Source organism: Kitasatospora sp. NPDC101235, assembly GCF_044767505.1.
Classification (GTDB): domain Bacteria; phylum Actinomycetota; class Actinomycetes; order Streptomycetales; family Streptomycetaceae; genus Kitasatospora.
Genome location: NZ_JBIWNZ010000001.1, coordinates 671,225 through 691,136, shown reverse-complemented (window position 1 = coordinate 691,136; position 19,912 = coordinate 671,225). Strand labels below are relative to the sequence as shown.

The window sequence follows — 19,912 nt, the reverse complement described above, 5'->3', positions numbered from 1 at the left end:
CATTCAACCCCCGTGGCCGCCCCGAAGCGGCCCCGCTCCAGTTTCTCCCGGGCGCAACCCCGTTGACCTCGTGCTCCGGGTGGAGACTTCTCCCCCTCAGGGTGGAGGCGCACCCCCTACCCCCCAGGAGGAGATCTCGGGGTCCCGGGGTAGGGAAAACCCCACCCCGGCCCCGAGGCGAGCACCAGGGAAGGGCCACCCGCCAGCCGGATTACCCGTCAACCCCCGCTTCCCTACTGTCGATCGGGACGCCGGACCGCACCCGGCGCACGCCGACCGGCGGTTCTCCCGACCCAGGGCCGCCGCCGCTCCCGTCCGGCGACGACCGCCGCTCTCCCAGGGGGGAACCACCGTGAAGCCCGTGAAGTCCGTGAAGTCCAGACTCGGCCTGGCGGCCGCGATGGGTGCCTGGAGCGCCCGGCACCGGAAGACCGCCGTGTTCGGCTGGCTGCTCTTCGTCGTCCTGGCCGCCGCGCTCGGCACCGTGCACGGCAGCACCAAGGTGACCGACGCCGAGTCGATCCCCGGACAGGTCTCCCGGGCCGCGCGGATCCTCGACGAGGCGGGGCTGAAGAGCCCGGCGGGCGAGACCGTCCTGGTCCAGAGCTCCACCCGCAGCGCCGACGAACCGGAGTTCCGCGCCGCCGTCGGCCAGGTGATCGCCGCCGTGAACGGCACCGGCCAGGCCGCCGAGGTCCGTTCGCCGTACGACACCAAGGCGGTCTCCGCGGACGGCCACTCCGCGCTCGTGATGCTGACGCTCAAGGGCGACCGCACCGAGGCGGTGGAGCACGTCCAATCGGTGCTGGACGCGGTGGCCGGCGTGCAGAAGCAGAACCCGGACCTGACCGTGGTCCAGCTCGGCGACGCCAGCTCCGGCAAGTGGATGCAGGACCAGTTCACGAACGACTTCGCCCGCGCCGAGTGGACGGCCGTGCCGCTCGCCCTCGGCATCCTGCTGGTCGCCTTCGGCGCGCTGGTCGCCGCCGTGCTGCCGGTGGTGCTCGCGCTCACCGCCTTCGTCGCCGCCGCCGGACTGGTCGCGCTCAGCAGCGGGTTCCTGCACACCAGCAACGACGCCAGCTCGGTGATGCTGCTGGTCGGCCTCGCCGTCGGCGTCGACTACTGCCTCTTCTACCTGCGCCGCGAACGCGAGGAGCGGGCCGCCGGGCGGGACGCGGCCACCGCGCTGGCCGTGGCCGCCGCCACCAGCGGCCGGGCGGTGCTGGTCTCCGGCGTCACCGTGGTGGTCGCCATGGCCGGGATGTTCCTCACCGGGATCGCCACCTTCCGCTCGATGGCCTACGCCACCATCGTGGTCGTGATCACCGCCGTGCTCGGCTCGCTCACCGTGCTGCCCGCGCTGCTGTCGATGCTCGGCGACCGGGTGGAGAAGGGCCGGGTGCCGTTCCTCGCCAAGCTGCGCCGGCCGGACGCCGCGCAGACCGGCGGACGGTTCTGGAACGCGGTGCTGACCCCGGTGCTGCGCCGCCCGCTGGCCGCCACCGTGCTCGCCGGCGCCTTCCTGCTGGCCCTGGCCGCGCCGATGCTCACCATGCACACCGCCAACCTGACCTTCCAGCAGCAGCTGCCCAAGGGCAACGCGCTGGTCGCCGCCTCGCAGAAGATCGAGGCCGCCTTCCCCGGCAGTCCCGGCCCCGCCACCGTCGTGATCAAGGCCGCCGACATCGACTCCCCCGCGATGACCGCCGCGATCGCCGACCTCAGGGCGAAGGCCCTGGCCAGCACGCTGATGCACGGCCCGGTGGAGGTCGCCGTGCACGCCGACCGGAACGTCGCCACCGTCGACATCCCGCTCAACGGCACCGGCAACGACGCCACCAGCAACGACGCCCTGAAGAGCCTGCGCGAGGACCTGGTGCCCGCCACCGTCCTCAAGGTGCCCGGCACCGAGGCCCCGGTCACCGGCCGCACCGCCGGGTCGTACGACTTCAACCACAAGATGACCGGCTCGATGCCGCTGGTCTTCGCCTTCGTGATCGCCTTCGCCTTCCTGCTGATGCTCACCTCGTTCCGCTCGCTGGCCGTCGCCGTCACCGCCGTGGTGCTCAACCTGTTCTCGGTGGGCGCCGCGTACGGGGTGCTGACGCTGGTCTTCCAGCACGGCGTGGGCGCCTCTCTGCTGGGCACCGCCGGGGTCGGCGCGGTGGAGTCCTGGGTGCCGCTGTTCCTCTTCGTGATCCTCTTCGGGCTCTCGATGGACTACCACGTCTTCGTGGTCTCCCGGATCAAGGAGGGCCACGACCGCGGCCTGCCGACCCGGGCCGCGATCGCCCACGGCATCCGTTCCACGGCCGGGGTGGTCACCAGCGCCGCGGTGATCATGGTGGCGGTGTTCGCCGTCTTCGGATCGCTGTCCATGCAGGTCATGAAGCAGATGGGCGTGGGCCTGGCGGTCGCGGTGCTGATCGACGCCACGGTGATCCGCGGGGTGCTGCTGCCCTCGGTGATGACCCTGCTGGGCGACCGCAACTGGTACCTGCCGCGCTGGCTGAACTGGCTGCCGGACCTCTCGCACGGCGAATCCGTCCCGCCGCTCGACGCCGATCGGGCCCTGCACGCCCAGCCGGCCGCCCCGGCGGAGGGTGCGCGCCACCGCAGGGCCGGGGTCTGAGCCTCCCGGCACCCAAGACGCGTCCGACGCCGGGCCCCGCAGCGCGCGGGGCCCGGCGTCCGTGCGTCATGATGATCACCGTCCGGGATCCCCCGGGATGAACGTCGGCGGAACGGAACCCCAGTCATGATCCCCTTCGACGAGGGCCGCGCCCGGCTGCTGCTCGCCCGGGCCTGCGAGTCGGCCGGGCTGGCCGCCCCCGACGGGGCCACGCTGCTCGCGCTCGGCGAGAACGCCGTCTTCGACCTCGGCGACCCGGCCGTGGTCGCCAAGGTCGGCCGCGGCCCCGAGCTGTACGACCGGGCGCACCGCGAGCTGGCCCTCGCCCACTGGCTGGCCGGGCAGGACGTGCCGGTGGTCCGCCCGTACGACGCGGTGGCACCCGAACCGCAGCTGGCCGACGGCCACCCGGTCACCTTCTGGCACCGGCTCGCGCCCGCCGTCCGGCCCGCCCGTCCGGTCGACCTCGCCCCGCTGCTGCGCGCCCTGCACCGGCTGCCGCTGCCGCCCTTCACGCTGGGCCGGCGCGACCTGCTGGCCCCGGTCGAGCGCTGGCTGGCCTCCGCCGAGGGCCACGTCGACCCCGCCGACGTCGCCTTCCTGCGCCACCGCCGGGACGCCTTCGAGGCCGCCCTGCCCGACCTCGTCCCGCAGCTGCACCCCGGGGTGATCCACGGCGACGCGCTGCCGCGCAACGTCCAGATCGGCCCGGACGGGCCGGTGCTGCTCGACCTGGAGTTCATGGCGAACGACCTGCGCGAGCACGACCTGGTCGTCCTCGCACTCAGCCAGGACCGGTACGGCGTGCCCGCCGAGGAGTACCGGGCGTTCACCGCGGCGTACGGCTGGGACGTGCGCGAGTGGTCCGGCTTCACGGTGCTGCGCGGCGCCCGGGAGACCGCCAGCGCCTCCTGGGTGGCGCAGCAGGCGGCCAGCAGCCCGGCCGCGCTGAAGGAGTTCCGGCGCCGGGTCGACTCGCTGCGGGACGGGGCCACCGAGGTGCGCTGGTACCCGTTCTGACGGCGCTCTCCGTTACCGGCGTCGGCGCGAAGACGCCACCGGGGCGGGTGTGAGAAGACTCTTACGGCGGTTCGGTCCGGCCCGCAACCGGGGAACGTACGATCGGCGTCCTGTCGGACAGTCGTCCTGACCCGAGAGACCGGCACCCTACTCGCACCTCAGGAGCCGCCGCCATGCACCGGACCGCCCACCGCCCCTCCACCCCGACCCGACCGTCCCGCTCCCGGCGCCGACTGTTCGCGGGCTGCGTCGCGGTGGCCGCCGCCCTGGGGCTGGCCGCGTGCGGGACCGCCAGCGGGGCGCTCCGGTCGCCGAGCGCGGCGGCGCCGTCCGGGACGCAGTCCCCGGTCGCCGCCCAGCCGAGCGGGACGGCGGCGGCCACCATCGCGCCGACCCCCGGCCCGGACGCCGTACCGCCGGGTTCCCCGGCCCCGGCCGCCCCCTCCTCCGCCCCGGCGGCTGCGCCGAAGTCGACCCCGCCGGCGGCCACGGGCGCCCCGGCGGCCTCCGCCGCGCCGGCCGCCCCGACCGCGTCGGCGACTCCGACCGCACCAGCCACTTTGACCGCACCGGCCGCCGCGCCGTCCTCGCCCGCCGCGCCGCCCCCGCACACCGGGGCGGGCACCGTCATCGGCTCCACCGCCTCCGGCGGCCGCACCGTCGCGCTCACCTTCGACGACGGCCCCGGCCCGGCCACCGGCCAGATCCTCGACCTGCTGGCCCAGTACCACGCCAAGGCCACCTTCTGCGAGATCGGCCAGAACGCCGCCGCCAACCCCGCCATGGTCAAGCGCATACTGGCCGCCGGGCACCGGCTCTGCGACCACAGCGTCCACCACCCGCAGCCGTTCGCGAAGCTCCCGCACGACAAGGCCGTGTACGAGATCACCGCCGCCCGGGACATGATCGTCCAGGCGGGCGGCCCCGGCACCGAGGTCGGCTGGTTCCGTGCCCCGGGCGGCGGCTTCAACAGTGACAACGAGCACATCACCGCGGGCCTCGGGATGTCCTCGCTCGGCTGGTCCGTCGACCCGCGCGACTGGTCGCGTCCGGGGACGCCGGCCATCGTCTCGGCCGTGCAGAAGCAGCTCAAGCCCGGCGGCGTGGTCCTGATGCACGACGGCGGCGGCGACCGCAGCCAGACCGTGGCCGCGCTCAAGCAGCTGCTGCCCTGGATGGTCGCCCAGGGGTACACCTTCGACTTCCCGGCCGCGTAGCACGGTCGGCGGTCGGCGGTCGGCGGTCGGCGGTCGGCGGTCGGCGGTCGGCCCGAGGCTCTCCCCCTCGTTCACCCGGTGGACGAGGGCGCACACGCCGCCCGCCACAGCCGGCCGGGCGTCAGTCGACGCGCAGCCGGTAGACCTGCCGCGAGCCGCCTTCCGGGCCCGGGCCGGCGGCCTCGGCCGGGGTGAAGCCCAGCCGCTCGTAGAAGACCCGGGCGCCGCTCGCCACCGCGCCCGGGTGGTCCGGGCCGAAGGTCACCACCTCGACGGTGGCCGGGCCCCGGACGTGGCGGCACAGCACGTCCTCGACCAGCTCCCGGCCGACGCCGGTGCCCCGGGCGCGCCCGGCCACCACGAGCCAGTGCAGGTGGTGCACCGGGGGCCGCTCGGGCCCCGCGTTCCCGGCGCCGAACAGCAGGCCGCCGAGCAGCCCCCGGTCATCCTCGGCGACGGTCGCCAGGCCCCGGTCGGTGCTGCTGCGCACCGCGCGGTGGAAACCCGGCTCGGCGACCATCGGGCCGAACCAGTGCTCGACCTCGGCGGCGAGGGCGAGGAAGCCGGGCAGGTCCGCGGGGAGGGCCGGGCGTACCGTCACCGGGCGGGCCATCGCGGGTCGACCACGGCCTGCGGGTCCTTGCCGCGGCGCAGCCAGGCCTGGAGGCCCTCGGCCCACTGCCGGTACCAGTCGATCTGCCGCCGGTGCAGTTCGGCGAGCGGCACCGCTCCCACCTCGGCCGGGTAACGCCCGGCCAGCGCGACGGCGACCCGGACGGCGGCCAGCGCGTCGCTGCCCGCCTCGTGGGCGTCCGTCAGCTCCACCCCGTACAGCTCGCAGACCCGCTGCAGGGTGCGCGAGCCCTTGCGGTACTTGTCCACGGCCCGGTCGATCACCAGCGCGTCCAGCACCGGCCCGACCGGCCGGCCCAGGCGCTCGGCGAGCGTCGCCAGCCCGTATCGGCGCAGCTCGGCGTCGAGCAGCGACAGGTCGAACGGTGCGTTGAACGCCACCACCGGCCGTCCGGCGGCGATCCGCTCGCACAGTGCGGCGGCTATCTCCTCCACCGCCTCCTTCGCCGGTCTGCCCTTGCTCCGCGCCACTTCGTCCCCGATCCCGTGGATCGCCTCCGCCTCGGCGGGTATCGGCACCCCGGGGTCGATCAGCCAGTGCGCGGCCCCCACCCGGGCGGCCCCGACCGTGTCCACGAGCGCGGCCGTGACGATGCGGTCCACGGCCGGGTCGGTGCCCGTGGTCTCCAGGTCGAAGCCGACCAGTGGCTGCTGCCACCAGCTCATCAGGTGTGTCCTTCCGTCCTGCCTCTCGAAACAGCCCCTATCATCACCCGCCCCACCGACAACCCGGCCGGGGGGAGCCCGGTCGTCCTCGTCACCGTGCCTCGTGCCCCGGCCGCTCGGTGCGGCCGGGCACGGGCCCGGTCAGGCCGCCCGGCCGGCCGGGCGGGCGAGGGCGAGGCGGCTGGGGAGGACGCTCGCCGCGACGGCGAGCAGCAGGCACAGGGCGGTGCTCGCGCCGAGGGGCGCCCAGGGCAGCCGCAGGTCGAGGGTGGTCTGACCGGCCAGGATGCGGTGGTTGAGCAGTGCGGTGGTGCCGTACTGGGTGAGCGCGGTGACGGCGAGGGCGAGCAGGGCGGCGGTGGCGACGACCAGGACGGCCTCCAGCGCGACCATCCACGTCACCTGGCGGCGCACCGTGCCGGACAGTCGCAGCACGTCGAAGTCGCCCCGGCGGTCGGCGGTGCTCATCACCATGGTGTTGACGATCGCGATCAGCGCGTAGAGCAGCGCGGGCCCGAGGATCGTGGTGGTGGCGATCCAGGCGTAGTGGGCGCCGGGGTCGGGCCCGGGGTCGCGGGCATCGGTGAGGGTGCCGCCGAGCCGGTCGGCCGGTTCGGCGTCGAGGTGGACGGCGGCGGGGCGGGCGCCTGCCAGGTGGCCGGCGGTGGCCTCGCCGCTGAGCAGGACCTCGTCCAGGCCGAGCTGGGTGCGGTAGACCAGGACGAGCCGCAGGCTGGTGACGGTGCCGTCGGCGAGGCGCAGGTTGACCTGGTCGCCGAGCTTCCAGCCGTGGCCGCGGACCTGGTCGGTGGAGGCGGCGAGGGTGGCGCCGCGCAGGTCGGCGGCACTGCCGCCGACGGTGGGCAGGGTCCAGGCGGTGGCGAGGTCGCCGTCGACGACGGTGGCGGCGGACGGCACGCTGGCGGGCGAGTCCTCGCCGTGGTCGTCGAAGGCGGGGGCGGCGGCGCCGAGGCCGGTGACCACGGTGGCGGTGGTGGCGGTGGCGTGCAGGCCTGGCCGGGTGGCGGTGAGCCGGTGGGCGGCGTCGGCGGGCAGCGGGGCGGCGGCGGGGCGCAGCACGTACCGGGCGGCGGTGGTGGCCCGGTTCTGGGCGGTCATGGCGTCGGCGAAGGCGGCGGTGGAGCCGACCACGGTGCCGGTGAGCGCGATGGTGAGGAAGGCCGGGGTGGCGGTGGAGACGGTGCGGCGCACGGCGGTGAGGGCGTTCTGCCGGGCGAGCAGCGGCGCGGCGGCGACGGCCCGGGTGAGCGGGGCGCTGAGCAGCCGGACCAGCGGCGGGACGAGGACGGGTGCGAACAGGGCGAGCGCGGTGATGGTGAGCAGGTCGGCGCCGAGCACCCACTGGGAGGCGAGCTGCGGGTCGTCGGGCTGGTCACCGGGGGCGGGGGGCATGGTGGGCGCGGCCAGGTAGTAGCCGACGGTGGCGGCCAGGGCGAGCAGTCCGAGCAGGGCGCAGGTCCAGCGCAGCGGGGTCATGACCCTGCGGTCGGCGGCGGCGTCGCCGAGCGCCTCGACGGCGCGCACCCGGCCGGCCCGCAGGGCGGCGGTGACGGCGCCGAGCAGGGCGACGAGGAGGCCGACGGCGGCGGCGAGCAGCATCGGCCCGGCGGCGGGGTGCGCGGTGAAGCCCTCGGGGGCGGCGCCGCGGGCGACCAGCCAGGCGGCGAGCGCGGGTGCGCCGGGCAGTGCGAGCAGGCAGCCGCTAACGGCGGCGGCGAGGGCGACGACGGCGGCCTCGCCGGTGATCAGCCAGACGATCTGCCGGGGTGTGGCGCCGACGGCGCGCAGCATCGCGATCTCCTGGCGGCGCTGGGCGACGGCGAAGGCGAAGGTCCCGGCGACGACGAAGACGGCGACGAAGGCGGCCATCGCGGCGGTGAACTGGAGCACCTTGTGCAGCGAGGGCGCGCCGAGCGGGGAGTCGTCGCCGGCGGTGTCGTTCAGCAGGCTGCCGGTGGTGGCGACGAGCAGGACGCCGAGGGTGAGGGCGACGTAGGAGCCGGCGAAGGCGGCCTTGCGCCGCCGCAGGCTCGCGGCGGCGACCGGCAGCAGGGTGGCGAGCGAGGTCATGCGCCCGCCTCGCTGCGCTCGGCAGGGGCATTCGCCCACGCACGCCTTTCGATGACTCTCTCGCTTCGCTCGTTCATGCCGCCGTCTCCAGGGCGGTCATCCGCTCGGCGACCTGCTGGGCGGTGGGGTGGGGCAGGTCGTCGACGATCCGGCCGTCGGCGAGGAAGAGCACGCGGTCGGCGTGGGCGGCGGCGACCGGGTCGTGGGTGACCATGACGGTGCTCTGGCCCTCGCGGTCGACGAGGTCGCGCAGCAGGGCGAGGACGTCCCGGCTGCTGGTGGAGTCGAGGGCGCCGGTCGGCTCGTCGGCGAACAGCATCCGCGGCCGGGTGATCAGTGCGCGGGCGATCGCGACGCGCTGCTGCTGGCCGCCGGAGAGCTGGGAGGGCAGGTGCCGGGCGCGCTCGCCGAGGCCGACCTGGGCGAGGGCGCGGTGCACCTCGGCGCGGTCGGGGCGGCGGCCGGCCAGTCGCAGCGGCAGGCCGACGTTCTGTTCGGCGGTGAGCGGGCCGACCAGGTTGAAGGCCTGGAAGACGAAGCCGATCCGCTGCCGGCGCAGCACCGTCAGCTCGGTCTCGCCGAGCCCGGCGAGGTCGGTCCCGTCCAGGGTGACCCGGCCGCTGTCGGGCCGGTCGAGGCCGGCGCAGCACTGCAGCAGGGTGCTCTTGCCGGAGCCGGAGGGCCCCATGACGGCGGTGAAGCCACCGCGGGCGAACTCGACGTTCACCCCCCTGAGCGCCCGTACGGCCTCCGGCCCGGTTCCGTAGGTGCGGTGTACGTCGACGAGGCGCAGCACGGCCCCGTCCTCCCCCGTGATCTTCACGGTAGCCACACCTACCACGGGCTCCGCGGTCCGGACCAGGTGGCTTGGGGGAATCGTTACGCCGTCAGCCGGCGGGCCTCGGCAAGGACTTCGGCGTCCAGTTCCGCCCTGGTCCTGGTGCTGTAGTCGAGGGTGCCGTACTCGTCGTCGAGGCACGCGAGCGGGTCGGCCGGGTCGAATTCGTGCCCGAACCGCCTGTGGACCCGGTAGGTCAGGTCCTGCGGCCCGTACTCGCCGGCCAGCAGCCGGGCGGCGAGCGCCCGCAGGACGGCCTGCTTGCCGGGCACGCCGCCGGGCGGGTGGAAGGCCAGTCCGAACTCGGCGAGCGCGGGCGGCAGCAGGTCCGGCACCAGGCCGGACGCCTCCCCGTTCGGGCAGGCGGCGAGGGCGGTGAGGGCCTCGCCGTCGAAGCCGGCGACGAGCGCGGCGCAGGCGGTGTCGACCACCTCGACGGCGGTCAGTTCCCCGGCGCTCCACAGCAGGGCCGCGGCCCGCAGCCGTTCGGCGGCCGGGTCGGTGCACACTGTCGGCACCGGGCGGACCAGGAAGGCGTCGACCGGGTCCTCGTGCTCCGGCCGGAAACCGTGCCGCTCGTACAGGCGGCGGGCGGCACTGCCCTGCAGGACGTTCAGGCGGACGGGTTCGCCCGCCGCGTCGGCCTCGTCGAGGAGGTGCCGCAGGACGGCGGTGCCGAGGCCGTGGCCCTGGTGGCCGGGGCGGAGGTAGAAGTGCTCCAGCAGCCGACCGCCCTGTTCGGCGGGGCGGACGGTGACGGAGCCGGCGAACGCGCGGCCGACCAGCACGATCGAGGTGTGCCCGGGTGAGAAGCCGTCGCGCAGCCGCTGGCGGACCCGGTGCTCGTCGTAGCGGCCGAGCCGTTCGAGGTCGGCCCGCATGGCCTCGGCCCGCAGCTCGGCGACGGCTTCGACGTCGGCGGTCGTGGCGGGGCGCAGGCTCCAGTCGGCATAGGTGTTCACGAGCCGCAGTCTGACAGCCGCGCCACCGCGCCGACCATGGATTTTGTCAGGACACGGGCCGGGAGTCGGCCCAGACGCCCTCGAACTCCTCGCGGTAGACCTCCAGCAGTCCCGGCTCGGTGCCGCCGGGCTGCTGGCCGGCGCCGCCGCGCAGCACCAGGGCCGGGGACTCCATGCCGCGGGCGCGGCGCAGGTAGGGCTGGATGACGCCGAGGTCGCGGCCCTGCCGGCGGCCGCCCGCCTGGCCGGTCGTGCGGGGGCCCTCGACCAGGTAGGCGGTGAAGCGCGGGGTCTCGTCGAAGACCCGGATCTCGAAGCCGCCCTGGTCCCGCAGCCGGGCCCGGACCCGCCGCACGTGCATGATGTTCATCTCGATGGAGCGCGACAGCTCGCTGCGCCCGAGGCCGAGTTCGCGTTCGCGGCGGCGCACCGCGCTGCTCGCCGGGTTGAGGAAGAGCAGCCGCACCCGGCAGCCCTCGCCGGCGAGGCGTACCAGGCGTTTGCCGGTGTAGTTCTGGCAGAGCATGCCGAGGCCGATGCCGAGCGCGTCGAGGCGCCGGGCGCCGTCCAGCAGGTCCTCCACCGGCAGGTCGCGCTGGAGCCGGACGCGGTCGGCGTGCACCGCGACGACGTCCGCGTACCGGCCGGCCACCAGGGACTCGACCACGTCGGCGGGCACGCCGCCGGCGCCGCCGTCCAGCACGGCCAGCAGCCGGGCGGCGGCCCGCTCGGTCTGGGCCAGCACGGTCTGGGTGAGCACCCGGTTGCGGGAGACCACGTGCCGGGCCACTTCCAGTTCGTCGAGCGCCAGCTCGATCTCGCGCCGGTCGGCCAGGTACGGCTCGAAGCACGGCCAGTGCTGCACCATCAGCTCGCGCAGCTGGGGCAGGGTGAGGAAGACCAGCGGGTCGTCGTCGGCCGGGTCGAGCAGGTAGCCCTTGCGGCGGCTGACCTCGCGCACGGCCCCGGCGCGGTGGGCCCACTCCTCGCCGGCCGGCCCGGCGGCGGCGGTGACCCAGTCCTCGCCGTGGGCGGGGGCGTAGATCGGGTGCAGCACCTCGTCGACCAGGGCGCGCAGCCGCTGTTCGACCAGGTTGAGCCAGACGTAGGCGCGGCCGGACAGCCGGACCCGCTGGTAGGCGTCCTCCCACTCGGCGACCGACCAGGCCAGTGCGGGTATCTCGACCGGGCCGCTCTGGGCGGGCACCAGGGCCCGGCCGGTCAGGGTGGGGCGCATGACCACCGTGGGCGCCTCGCTGCGGGCCGCGCCCCGGTCGGGGCCGCCGGGCCCGGAGCCACGGCCGCCGGCGGGGAACACCATGCGCCACCTCATCTGGTTGCTGCGGCTGGCCCCCGCGGGCGCGGGGACCGTCGAAATTCCTGGCGGCCCGCCCGGGCGGCGGGACGATCAAGGGTACTGCCCGCCACGAGCCGCTCGCAGCCGGATGCCCGGGGGCCCTTCCGCACCATCCGCCGCGTTCTTCACACGAATGCCCGACGGACGCTCATTCGGCCCAACCCGGGCCGGATCTCCCGGCCGCCGGGGACGGGCTCGGGGAGTATGCGCTGTGCCGTGCGTCACGGCGCACGGTCACGCACATGCCCGGCCGTCCGGCCGGGAAGAGAGCGTCCGGGTCCGGGCAGGCGGTCGGGCCGTTGTCGGACTACATGTCAGTTTCTGTCGGCAGCAAGGAAGTTGAGGAGTCATGCAGGTCTGGCCCGGTACGCCCTACCCGCTCGGCGCCACCTACGACGGGGCCGGCACCAACTTCGCGGTGTTCTCGGAGAGCGCCGACCGGATCGAGCTGTGCCTGATCGCCGAGGACGGCTCCGAGACGGCCGTCGAACTGCGCGAGACGGACGCCTTCGTCCGGCACGCCTACCTCCCGGGCGTCCAGCCCGGCCAGCGCTACGGCTTCCGCGTGCACGGCCCGTACAACCCGGGCCTGGGGCAGCGGCACAACAGCGCCAAGCTGCTGCTGGACCCGTACGCCAAGGCGATGAGCGGGCACATCGACTGGGACGAGTCGGTCTACGGCTACCACTTCGGCGCCCCTGAGCGCCGCAACGACCTGGACTCCGCCCCGCACACCATGCACTCGGTGGTGATCAACCCGTACTTCGACTGGGGCACCGACCGCCCGCCGCGCACCGACTATCACCGCACCGTCATCTACGAGGCCCACGTCAAGGGCCTCACCCGGCTGCACCCGGGCATCCCCGAGGAGATCCGCGGCAGCTACGCGGGCCTGGCCCACCCGGCGGTGATCGAGCACCTGGCCAAACTCGGCGTCACCGCGATCGAGCTGATGCCGGTGCACCAGTTCGTCCGCGACCACCGGCTGCGGGACCTGGGCCTGGCCAACTACTGGGGCTACAACACCGTCGGCTTCTTCGCCCCGCACTCCTCCTACTCCTCCACCGGCGACCGCGGCCAGCAGGTACAGGAGTTCAAGTCCATGGTCAAGGCGCTGCACGCGGCCGGGATCGAGGTGATCCTGGACGTCGTCTACAACCACACCGCCGAGGGCAACCACCTGGGGCCGACGCTGTCGCTGCGCGGCCTGGACAACGTCTCCTACTACCGCCTCGCCCAGGACCAGCGCTTCTACGAGGACACCACCGGCACCGGCAACAGCCTGCTGATGCGCAGCCCGCACGTGCTCCAGCTGATCATGGACTCGCTGCGCTACTGGGTCACCGAGATGCGCGTGGACGGCTTCCGCTTCGACCTCGCCGCCACCCTCGCCCGGCAGTTCCACGAGGTGGACCGGCTCTCCTCCTTCTTCGACCTGGTCCAGCAGGACCCGGTGGTCTCCCAGGCCAAGCTGATCGCCGAGCCCTGGGACCTCGGCGAGGGCGGCTACCAGGTGGGCAACTTCCCGCCGCTGTGGACGGAGTGGAACGGCATGTACCGGGACACCGTGCGCGACCTGTGGCGCGGCGAGAACGCGGCCCTCGCCGAGTTCGGCTCCCGGCTCACCGGCTCCTCCGACCTCTACCAGGACGACGGCCGCCGCCCGATCGCCTCGATCAACTTCGTGACCTGCCACGACGGTTTCACCCTGCGCGACCTGGTCTCGTACAACGAGAAGCACAACCAGGCCAACGGCGAGGACAACCGGGACGGCGAGGCCTTCAACCGCTCCTGGAACTGCGGCGTCGAGGGCCCCGCCGCCGACCCGGCCGTCGAGGAGCTACGGGAGCGCCAGCAGCGCAACTTCATCGCCACCCTGATGCTCTCCCAGGGCGTGCCGATGCTCTCGCACGGCGACGAGCTCGGCCGCACCCAGCTGGGCAACAACAACGCCTACTGCCAGGACAACGAGCTCACCTGGGTGCACTGGCCCGAGGGCGACGGGCCGCAGGCGCGGCTGCTGGAGTTCACCCAGGGAATGATCTGGCTGCGCCGCGACCACCCGGTGTTCCGGCGGCGGCGGTTCTTCCACGGCCGGCCGGTGTCCGGGCGCGCGGGTGCGGGCACCCACGGTCCGGGCGCACGGGGCGCGGCCGCGCCGTCCACCGGCGGGTTCGACGACCTGACCGACATCGCCTGGTTCACCCCGGCCGGGGAGGAGATGACCAAGCGCAACTGGGGCGCCAGCTACGCCAAGTCGCTGACCGTCTTCCTCAACGGCTACGCGATCTCCGAACCGGACCGGCGCGGCGGCCGGATCGTCGACGACTCCTTCCTGCTGATGTTCAACGCCCACTTCGAACCGCTGGAGTTCACCGTGCCCGCCGACCACGGGCAGGAGTGGCAGGTCGTGGTCGACACCGCGCAACCCCGGCTGCCCGCCCCGGGCACGGGCGCCCGGGTCAAGGCCGGGGACGCCCTGTGGCTCACCGACCGCTCGCTGATGGTGCTGCAACGGCCCGCCTAGGGAACGCGCGGGACCTTCGGACAGCCGGGGGCGGTCACCTGTTCGGATCAGCAGCGGGTCTTGGCGGCGGGCTCCCCCGGGTACCTATGGAGCTATGACCCCCGCCGCCGAGCCCGCGCAGCCCCGCCCGGCCGCCACCGTCCCCTCGTCGTCGTACCGTCTCCAGCTCCAGCCCGGCTTCACTCTCCGCGACGCCACCGCCGCCGTCCCCTACCTCGCCGCGCTCGGCGTCTCCCACCTGCACCTGTCCCCGCTGCTGGAGGCCGTCCCCGGCTCCACCCACGGCTACGACACCGTCGACCACGCCCGGATCAGCGAGCAACTCGGCGGCGAGCCGGCGCTGCGCGAGCTGGCCGCCGCCGCGCACCGCCACGGCCTGCGGCTGATCGCCGACGTGGTGCCCAACCACATGGCCGTGCCCGCCCCCGAACGGCTCAACCGGCCGCTGTGGCAGGTGCTGCGCGACGGGCCCGACTCGCCGTACGCGCACTGGTTCGACATCGACTGGACCGCCCAGGCGGGCCCCGTCGACGCGCCCGGGCGCGGACGGGTACTGCTGCCGCTGCTCGGCGACCGGCTCGGCGCCGTACTGGACCAGCTCACCGTGGACGCCGGCACACTGCGCTACCACGAGCACGAGCTGCCGCTGCGCCCCGGCACCGAGGAGCTGCCGCTGCCCGAGCTGCTCGCCCGCCAGTGGTACCGGCTGGCCTGGTGGCGGCTGGCCCGCACCGAGCTCAACTACCGCCGCTTCTTCACCGTCAACGAGCTGATCGCACTGCGGGCCGAGGACCCGGAGGTGTTCGCCGCCACCCACGCCGTGCTGCTCGGGCTGCACGCCGACGGCGTCCTGGACGGCTTCCGGATCGACCACCCGGACGGGCTCGCCGACCCGCGCGGCTACCTGCGGCGCCTGGCAGCGGCCACCGGTGGGGCGTACGTCGTGGTCGAGAAGATCCTCACCGGCGACGAGCGGCTGCCCGAGGACTGGCCGGTGGCCGGCACCACCGGCTACGACGCGCTGCGCCGGATCGACGGCGTGCTCACCGACCACGCGGGCGCCTGCCGGCTGGCCGGGGCCTACGAGTCCTTCCGGCACGGCGGCCCGATCCGGGACCTCTGCGAGGACCCGCACCCCGCGATCGCCGCCGCCCGGCGCGGCCGGGCCGACATGACCGGGCCGGACGGCGAACTCGCCGCCGAGGTCGAGCGACTGGTGCGGATCGCGCTGCGGATCGGCGCCGCCGAGCCCGCGCACGCCGACCACTCGCCCGGGCAGCTGCGCGCGTCGCTCGGCCGGCTGCTCACCGGCTACCCGGCGTACCGGCCGTACACCCGGCCCGGCGAGGCGCCCTCGACGGCGTCCGTGGAGCAGCTGCGGGCGGCCCTGGACGGTTCCGCCGACGCGACCGACCAGCTGGTGGCCGCGCTCGCGCTCGGCGAGCTGGGCCGCGGCGCGGACAAGGACGAGTTCTGCGCGCGCTTCGCCCAGACCGCCGCCGCGGTGGCCGCCAAGGGCGTCGAGGACACCGCCTTCTACCGCTGGAACGCGCTGCCCGGCCTCAACGAGGTCGGCGGCGAGCCCGCCCGGCCCGGACTGCACCCGGAGGAGTTCCACGACTGGTGCCGCTACCTGGAGCGCACCTGGCCGCACAGCATGACGGTGCTCTCCACCCACGACACCAAGCGCAGCGCCGACGCCCGGGCCCGGCTCGCCGTGCTCGCCGAGCGGCCGGACGCGTGGGCCGCCGAGGCCGCCTCCTGGTCCACCGCCGCGGGCCCCGGCTTCGACCGGGACGCCGACTGGCTGCTCTGGCACACCCTGGTCGCCGCCTGGCCGATCGACCCGGACCGGCTGGTCGCCGCCCTGCTCAAGGCCGCTCGTGAGGCCAAGCTGCGCACCTCCTGGACCACCCCCGACCCGCGCTACGAGCAGGCCCTGGAACAGCGCGCCCGCTCGGTCTACGGCAACCCGGGGCTGCTCCCCCGGATCGAGGGCGCCGTGCACGCCCTCGCCCCGTACGCCCGTGCCAACACCCTGGCCGCCGCCCTGCTGCACCTCACCGTGCCGGGCGTGCCGGACCTCTACCAGGGCAGCGAGGAGCCGCTGTACACCCTGGTGGACCCGGACAACCGGGGCGTGGTGGACCTCGGTGCGCTCGCCGTGCGGCTCACCGACGCGGCCACGCCGCGCCCCGGCGACCTCGCCCGGGAGAAGCTGCACCTCACCACCACGGCACTCCACCTGCGCCGCGCCCGCCCGCTCGGCGCCTACCGGCCGTTGCACGCCGTGGGGCTCTCCGGCGACCACCTGCTGGCCTTCGCCCGGGGGGACGACGTGGTCACCGCCGTCACCCGGCTGCCGTACGGGCTGGAGCGGGCGGGCGGCTGGCGCGACACGGTGCTGGAGCTGCCCGCGGGCGGACCGTGGACGGACGAGCTGACCGGGCGGAACTTCCCGGCGGGCACGGTGGCGGTGGCGGAGCTGCTGGCGGCCCTGCCGGTCGCGCTGCTGACGAGGAGGGCCTGATGCCGGTCTACGAGGTGTGGGCGCCCAACGCCGCCTCCCGTGTCCGGGTCGACGTCGACGGCGCGGCCCACGAGTTGGCCCGCTGCCCGGACCGGGACGGCTGGTGGTCCGGCGAGGCCCCGGCGGGCGACTACGCCTTCCGGCTCGACGACGGCCCGCCGCTGCCCGACCCGCGCTCGGCCCGGCAGCCGCACGGCCCGGACGGGCCCAGCCGTGCCGTGGACCACGCCGCGTTCCGCTGGTCGCACTCCGGCCGGCGCGGGCGGGCGCTGCCCGGCGCGGTGCTGTACGAGCTGCACGTGGGCACCTTCACCCCCCGCGGCACCTTCGACGCCGCCGCCGAACGCCTGGACCACCTGGTCGAGTTGGGCGTGGACTTCGTCGAGCTGATGCCGGTCTGCCCGTTCCCCGGCAAGCACGGCTGGGGCTACGACGGGGTCTCGCTCTGGGCCGTCCACGAGCCCTACGGCGGGCCCGAGGGGCTCAAGCGCTTCGTGGACTCCGCCCACCGCAAGGGCCTCGGGGTGGTACTGGACGTGGTGCACAACCACCTCGGGCCGTCCGGCAACCACCTTCCCGCGTACGGGCCGTACTTCACCGACCGGCACCACACCCCCTGGGGTTCGGCGGTCAACCTGGACGCGCCCGGCTCGGACGAGGTGCGCGCCTACCTGATCGGCAGCGCCCTGGCCTGGCTGCGCGACTACCGGATCGACGGGCTGCGGCTGGACGCCGTGCACGCCCTCGCGGACGACCGGGCGGTCCACTTCCTGGAGGAACTCTCCCACGAGGTGGAGAAGTTGGCCGTCGCCACCAACCGGCCGCTGTTCCTGATCGCCGAGTCCGACCGCAACACCCCGGCCACCACCGCCCCGCGCGAGGCGGGCGGGCAGGGCCTCACCGCGCAGTGGAGCGACGACTTCCACCACGCCCTGCACTGCGCGCTCACCGGCGAATCCCAGGGCTACTACCGGGATTTCGCGGACCAGCCGCTCGCCGCCCTCGCCAAGACGCTCACCCGGGGGTTCTTCCACGACGGCACCCGGTCCTCCTTCCGCGGCCGCAGCCACGGGCGGCCCTTCCCGCCCGCCGACGGCCACCGGCTGCTCGGCTACCTCCAGACCCACGACCAGGTCGGCAACCGGGCGCTCGGGGACCGCGTCTCCACCAGCCTCTCCCCCGGCCGGCTCGCCTGCGGCGCGGCACTGGTGCTCACCTCGCCGTTCACCCCGATGCTCTTCATGGGCGAGGAATGGGGCGCCGCCACCCCCTGGCAGTACTTCACCGACCACACCGACCCGGACCTCGCCGAGGCCGTCCGGCAGGGCCGGCGGCGGGAGTTCGCCGCACACGGCTGGGCCGCCGAGGTCGTCCCCGACCCGCAGGAGCCCGCCACCGTGCTGCGCTCGGTCCTCGACTGGACCGAGCCCCGGCGCGCCCCGCACGCCGAACTGCTCACGTGGTACCGGCGGCTGATCCGGCTGCGGCGCGAGCGGCCGGAGCTGTCCGACCCGGACCTCGGCGCGGTGCGGGTGACGTTCGACGAGGCGGCGGGCCGACTGGTGGTGCACCGGGGGCCGTACCGGATCGCGGTCAACCTCGGGCCGGACGAGGCCGCGCTGCCGCTCGGGGCCGCCGGGCGCGAGGTGGTGGCGGCCTTCGGGTCGGCGACGCTGGAGGGGACGGCGGTGCGGGCGGCGCCGGACACGGTGGCGATCGTGCTGACCGGCTGACCCGGCGGGCTCACCGGAGGAAGGTGCCGATCCGCTCCCGGAGCGACGGGGCGTCCAGGCCGTAGGCGGCCAGGTGCTCGGGCATCGACCCGTAGTGCCGGTGCTCCTCGCGCGGCACGCCCAGGCCCAGCACCCGGTGCGGGCGGTCGGCGAGCGCCGCGTGCGCCTCGTTGGCGGAGGTGCCCGCCAGGTACGGCTCGACCAGCACCACGTCCTCCCGGTCGCCGAGCGCCGCGCGCAGCCCGGCCACGTCGAAGGGGCGCACCGTCGCCGCGTACAGCACGGTGACGTCCAGGCCCTCGGTGGCCGCGAGCACCGCGTCCAGCATCGGCCCGACGGCGAGCACCGCGCCGCGCGAGCCCGTCCGGACGGTGGCGAAGCGGCCCGGCTCGACCGGCACCGGGGCCGCGTTCTGGTGCGCCGAGAGCCGGACGTAGACGTTGCGGTCACCGTCCGCGTAGGCGTGGCGCAGCAGCTGCTCGGCCTCGTCCGGGTGGCCGGGGACGTGGACCGTCCAGTCCGGCAGGGTGTCCAGCAGGGCGACGTCACCCGGGGACATGTGGGTGCGGCCGCCGGCCGGCCAGTCGTACGAGCCCGCCGCGCTCACCAGCACGGCACCGACGCCCTGGTGGACGAGGTCCAGCTTGACCTGCTCGAAGGGCCGTTCGATCAGGAAGCTGGCGAAGGTGTGGGCGATCGGACGCATCCCGGTGAGCGCCAGGCCGCCGGCCGCGCCGATCAGCAGCTGCTCGCGGATGCCGACGTTGACCACCCGGTCGGGATGGCGCTCCTGGGCCGGGGCGAAGGCGGCCGCGGTGATGTCGGCGAGCACCAGGGCCAGCCGGGGGTCCTCGTCCAGCAGTCGGGTGGTCACGTCCACGAAGCGGTCACGCATGGTGTCCATCGGTGAAGTTCCTCTCAGGGGCTCGGTCTTGGCGTGCTCGGGATGCGGCCGGATGCTCAGTGCGGGTCCTTGGGCTCGACCCGGGCGACCACCACGTGCGGGCGGCCCGGGTGCTCCGTGGCGTAGGCGCGGTACAGCGCCTCGTGGTCGCGGCCGTCCACCGTGGCGGTCGACCAGCCCTCGGCCGCGAACCGCTGGGCGATGCCGCCCTGCCAGCCGTGCGTGGCCGAGGAGTTGTCGATCACCACCACGTGCAGCCGGTCCAGTCCGTAGGCCCCGGCGAAGGCCACCGCCTCGGCGTTGGAGCCCTCGTCGAACTCCGCGTCGCCGACCAGCACCCACACCGCCGGGTCGGCCAGGCCCTGCGCCCGCAGCCCGAGCGCGGTGCCGACGGCCAGCGGCAGGCCGTGGCCGAGCGAACCGGAGGCGATCTCCACGCCCGGGACCAGCGTGCGGTCCGGGTGGTGGCCGAGCGGCGAGTCGTAGCCGCCGAAGCTCGGCAGCACCGCCGGGTCGAGGAAGCCCTTGGCCGCCAGCACGGCGTAGTACGCCATCGGTCCGTGGCCCTTGGAGAGCAGGAAGCGGTCCCGGTCCTGCGCGTCGGCGGTGTCCGGGGTCACCCGCAGCACCCGGTCGTACAGCACCCAGAGCGCGTCCAGGGTGGAGGTGGCGGCGGGACCGTGCTTCTCGTCGCCGGTCATCAGGCTCATCAGGGCGGGCAGGTCCTCGAAGCGGGTGCCCGTCGTGGTCGTGGCGGTCGCGTTCGTCGTCATGACCACGATCGTGCAACTTAAAGCCG

Annotated in this window: 14 protein-coding genes; 6 read left to right on the top strand and 8 right to left on the bottom strand. The window is 74.9% G+C overall.

What is annotated here, in order from left to right; genetic code table 11:
• Nucleotides 1-400 precede the first annotated feature (400 nt).
• The 3 genes from ACIRRH_RS03215 to ACIRRH_RS03205 all read left to right on the top strand — a co-directional run bounded on the left by ACIRRH_RS03215 (nt 401) and on the right by ACIRRH_RS03205 (nt 4,872).
• A complete protein-coding gene (locus ACIRRH_RS03215) occupies nt 401-2,635 on the top strand; it encodes an MMPL family transporter (protein ID WP_403061118.1) in 2,235 nt (744 codons plus the stop codon).
• 126 nt (nt 2,636-2,761) lie between these two features.
• Entirely contained in the window at nt 2,762-3,655 is an 894-nt protein-coding gene (locus ACIRRH_RS03210; protein ID WP_403060899.1) for a phosphotransferase enzyme family protein, read from the top strand.
• Between the two features lie 173 nt (nt 3,656-3,828).
• A complete protein-coding gene (locus ACIRRH_RS03205; protein WP_403060896.1) occupies nt 3,829-4,872 on the top strand; it encodes a polysaccharide deacetylase family protein in 1,044 nt (347 codons plus the stop codon).
• Between the two features lie 121 nt (nt 4,873-4,993).
• Here ACIRRH_RS03205 and ACIRRH_RS03200 read toward each other — a convergent pair whose 3' ends face one another.
• The 6 genes from ACIRRH_RS03200 to ACIRRH_RS03175 form a co-directional block, all read right to left on the bottom strand.
• Nucleotides 4,994-5,473, bottom strand: coding sequence for a GNAT family N-acetyltransferase (locus tag ACIRRH_RS03200; RefSeq protein ID WP_403060893.1), 480 nt, complete (start codon nt 5,471-5,473; stop codon nt 4,994-4,996).
• On the bottom strand, nt 5,470-6,171 hold the full coding sequence (locus ACIRRH_RS03195) for an exonuclease domain-containing protein (protein ID WP_403060890.1): 702 nt from the start codon (nt 6,169-6,171) through the stop codon (nt 5,470-5,472). Before ACIRRH_RS03195 ends, ACIRRH_RS03200 begins: the two co-directional genes overlap by 4 nt.
• 141 nt (nt 6,172-6,312) lie before the next feature.
• A complete protein-coding gene (locus ACIRRH_RS03190; RefSeq protein ID WP_403060887.1) occupies nt 6,313-8,262 on the bottom strand; it encodes an FtsX-like permease family protein in 1,950 nt (649 codons plus the stop codon).
• Between the two features lie 73 nt (nt 8,263-8,335).
• A complete protein-coding gene (locus ACIRRH_RS03185; RefSeq protein WP_403061115.1) occupies nt 8,336-9,055 on the bottom strand; it encodes an ABC transporter ATP-binding protein in 720 nt (239 codons plus the stop codon).
• A gap of 86 nt (nt 9,056-9,141) precedes the next feature.
• Entirely contained in the window at nt 9,142-10,062 is a 921-nt protein-coding gene (locus tag ACIRRH_RS03180; protein ID WP_403060885.1) for a GNAT family N-acetyltransferase, read from the bottom strand.
• A 46-nt stretch (nt 10,063-10,108) separates the two neighbouring features.
• Nucleotides 10,109-11,299 carry an SAV2148 family HEPN domain-containing protein gene (locus tag ACIRRH_RS03175; protein ID WP_403061112.1) on the bottom strand — a complete coding sequence of 397 codons (1,191 nt, stop codon included), beginning with the start codon at nt 11,297-11,299 and terminating at the stop codon, nt 10,109-10,111.
• 469 nt (nt 11,300-11,768) lie between these two features.
• Between ACIRRH_RS03175 and glgX the strand changes: the two genes are divergently transcribed.
• The 3 genes from glgX to treZ all read left to right on the top strand — a co-directional run bounded on the left by glgX (nt 11,769) and on the right by treZ (nt 18,209).
• Nucleotides 11,769-13,946 carry a glycogen debranching protein GlgX gene (glgX, locus tag ACIRRH_RS03170; RefSeq protein WP_403060882.1) on the top strand — a complete coding sequence of 726 codons (2,178 nt, stop codon included), beginning with the start codon at nt 11,769-11,771 and terminating at the stop codon, nt 13,944-13,946.
• 94 nt (nt 13,947-14,040) lie between these two features.
• A complete protein-coding gene (gene treY, locus ACIRRH_RS03165; RefSeq protein WP_403060879.1) occupies nt 14,041-16,476 on the top strand; it encodes a malto-oligosyltrehalose synthase in 2,436 nt (811 codons plus the stop codon).
• A complete protein-coding gene (gene treZ / locus ACIRRH_RS03160; protein WP_403060876.1) occupies nt 16,476-18,209 on the top strand; it encodes a malto-oligosyltrehalose trehalohydrolase in 1,734 nt (577 codons plus the stop codon). Before treY ends, treZ begins: the two co-directional genes overlap by 1 nt.
• Before the next feature lie 10 nt (nt 18,210-18,219).
• On the opposite strand, the gene ACIRRH_RS03155 is transcribed toward treZ, so the two are convergent.
• Both ACIRRH_RS03155 and ACIRRH_RS03150 read right to left on the bottom strand, forming a co-directional pair.
• The gene (locus ACIRRH_RS03155; protein WP_403060873.1) at nt 18,220-19,113 is read right to left on the bottom strand and encodes a transketolase family protein; all 894 of its coding nucleotides are present in this window, start codon (nt 19,111-19,113) and stop codon (nt 18,220-18,222) included.
• A 56-nt stretch (nt 19,114-19,169) separates the two neighbouring features.
• Complete coding sequence (locus ACIRRH_RS03150) at nt 19,170-19,886, bottom strand: thiamine pyrophosphate-dependent enzyme (protein WP_403060871.1); 717 nt, start codon at nt 19,884-19,886, stop codon at nt 19,170-19,172.
• Nucleotides 19,887-19,912 lie beyond the last annotated feature (26 nt).